The organism is Mycolicibacterium parafortuitum (assembly GCF_002086815.1).
GTDB classification, from domain to species: Bacteria; Actinomycetota; Actinomycetes; order Mycobacteriales; family Mycobacteriaceae; genus Mycobacterium; species Mycobacterium parafortuitum.
The window spans coordinates 1-1,943 of record NZ_MVID01000056.1 but is presented as its reverse complement, the minus strand read 5'-3'; the positions used below and the strand labels follow the sequence as shown (position 1 = coordinate 1,943).

Annotated in this window: 1 rRNA gene; it reads right to left on the bottom strand. The window is 56.6% G+C overall.

Annotated elements, in window-relative coordinates:
• Positions 1-299: 299 nt before the first annotated feature.
• Positions 300-1,819, bottom strand: a 16S ribosomal RNA gene (locus BST38_RS28720).
• Between the last annotated feature and the right edge of the window lie 124 nt (positions 1,820-1,943).

Genomic DNA, 1,943 nt, shown 5'->3' with positions numbered 1-1,943 from the left:
GATGCTCGCAACCACTATCCACGAATCAAACACCACACCCCACCACCAAAGCAGGGCAACAACACGCCATCCCAACACCCGCCCACAAAGAGCGAGCCAGGGAACAACGGGCCTGTTGTCTCAAAGCCCAATAGTGTGTTCAGCAGTTCCATCGAAACAGTGTTTCCCACACCGCTTCTCAACGTTTGTTGTGCACCAGACCCCCACCCACTACAGGTGAAAAGGCCATCCAACGAATCGATCAGATCACCGAACCCCCACACGATGTGGGCGGGCCTGATTCTCGTGGTGCTCCTTAGAAAGGAGGTGATCCAGCCGCACCTTCCGGTACGGCTACCTTGTTACGACTTCGTCCCAATCGCCGATCCCACCTTCGACGGCTCCCTCCCACAAGGGGTTAGGCCACCGGCTTCGGGTGTTACCGACTTTCATGACGTGACGGGCGGTGTGTACAAGGCCCGGGAACGTATTCACCGCAGCGTTGCTGATCTGCGATTACTAGCGACTCCGACTTCACGGGGTCGAGTTGCAGACCCCGATCCGAACTGAGACCGGCTTTGAAAGGATTCGCTCCACCTCACGGCATCGCAGCCCTTTGTACCGGCCATTGTAGCATGTGTGAAGCCCTGGACATAAGGGGCATGATGACTTGACGTCATCCCCACCTTCCTCCGAGTTGACCCCGGCAGTCTCTCACGAGTCCCCACCATTACGTGCTGGCAACATGAGACAAGGGTTGCGCTCGTTGCGGGACTTAACCCAACATCTCACGACACGAGCTGACGACAGCCATGCACCACCTGCACACAGGCCACAAGGGAACCGACATCTCTGCCGGCGTCCTGTGCATGTCAAACCCAGGTAAGGTTCTTCGCGTTGCATCGAATTAATCCACATGCTCCGCCGCTTGTGCGGGCCCCCGTCAATTTCTTTGAGTTTTAGCCTTGCGGCCGTACTCCCCAGGCGGGGTACTTAATGCGTTAGCTACGGCACGGATCCCAAGGAAGGAAACCCACACCTAGTACCCACCGTTTACGGCGTGGACTACCAGGGTATCTAATCCTGTTCGCTCCCCACGCTTTCGCTCCTCAGCGTCAGTTACTGCCCAGAGACCCGCCTTCGCCACCGGTGTTCCTCCTGATATCTGCGCATTCCACCGCTACACCAGGAATTCCAGTCTCCCCTGCAGTACTCTAGTCTGCCCGTATCGCCCGCACGCCCACAGTTAAGCTGTGAGTTTTCACGAACAACGCGACAAACCACCTACGAGCTCTTTACGCCCAGTAATTCCGGACAACGCTCGGACCCTACGTATTACCGCGGCTGCTGGCACGTAGTTGGCCGGTCCTTCTTCTCCAGGTACCGTCACTTGCGCTTCGTCCCTGGCGAAAGAGGTTTACAACCCGAAGGCCGTCATCCCTCACGCGGCGTCGCTGCATCAGGCTTGCGCCCATTGTGCAATATTCCCCACTGCTGCCTCCCGTAGGAGTCTGGGCCGTATCTCAGTCCCAGTGTGGCCGGTCACCCTCTCAGGCCGGCTACCCGTCGTCGCCTTGGTAGGCCATTACCCCACCAACAAGCTGATAGGCCGCGGGCCCATCCCACACCGCAAAAGCTTTCCACCACCAGCCAGGAAGCCAATGATCATATTCGGTATTAGACCCAGTTTCCCAGGCTTATCCCAAAGTGCAGGGCAGATCACCCACGTGTTACTCACCCGTTCGCCACTCGAGTACCCCGAAGGGCCTTTCCGTTCGACTTGCATGTGTTAAGCACGCCGCCAGCGTTCGTCCTGAGCCAGAATCAAACTCTCCAAACAAAAACAACCCATCCAAAGACAGGTGAATTCACAATCAGAGAAATCCGATCATCAAACAAGACACCAAAAACTGGCATCAAAAAACAACCCACCCCTAAACGGGAAAAAGAGGCGGATCAAAAAA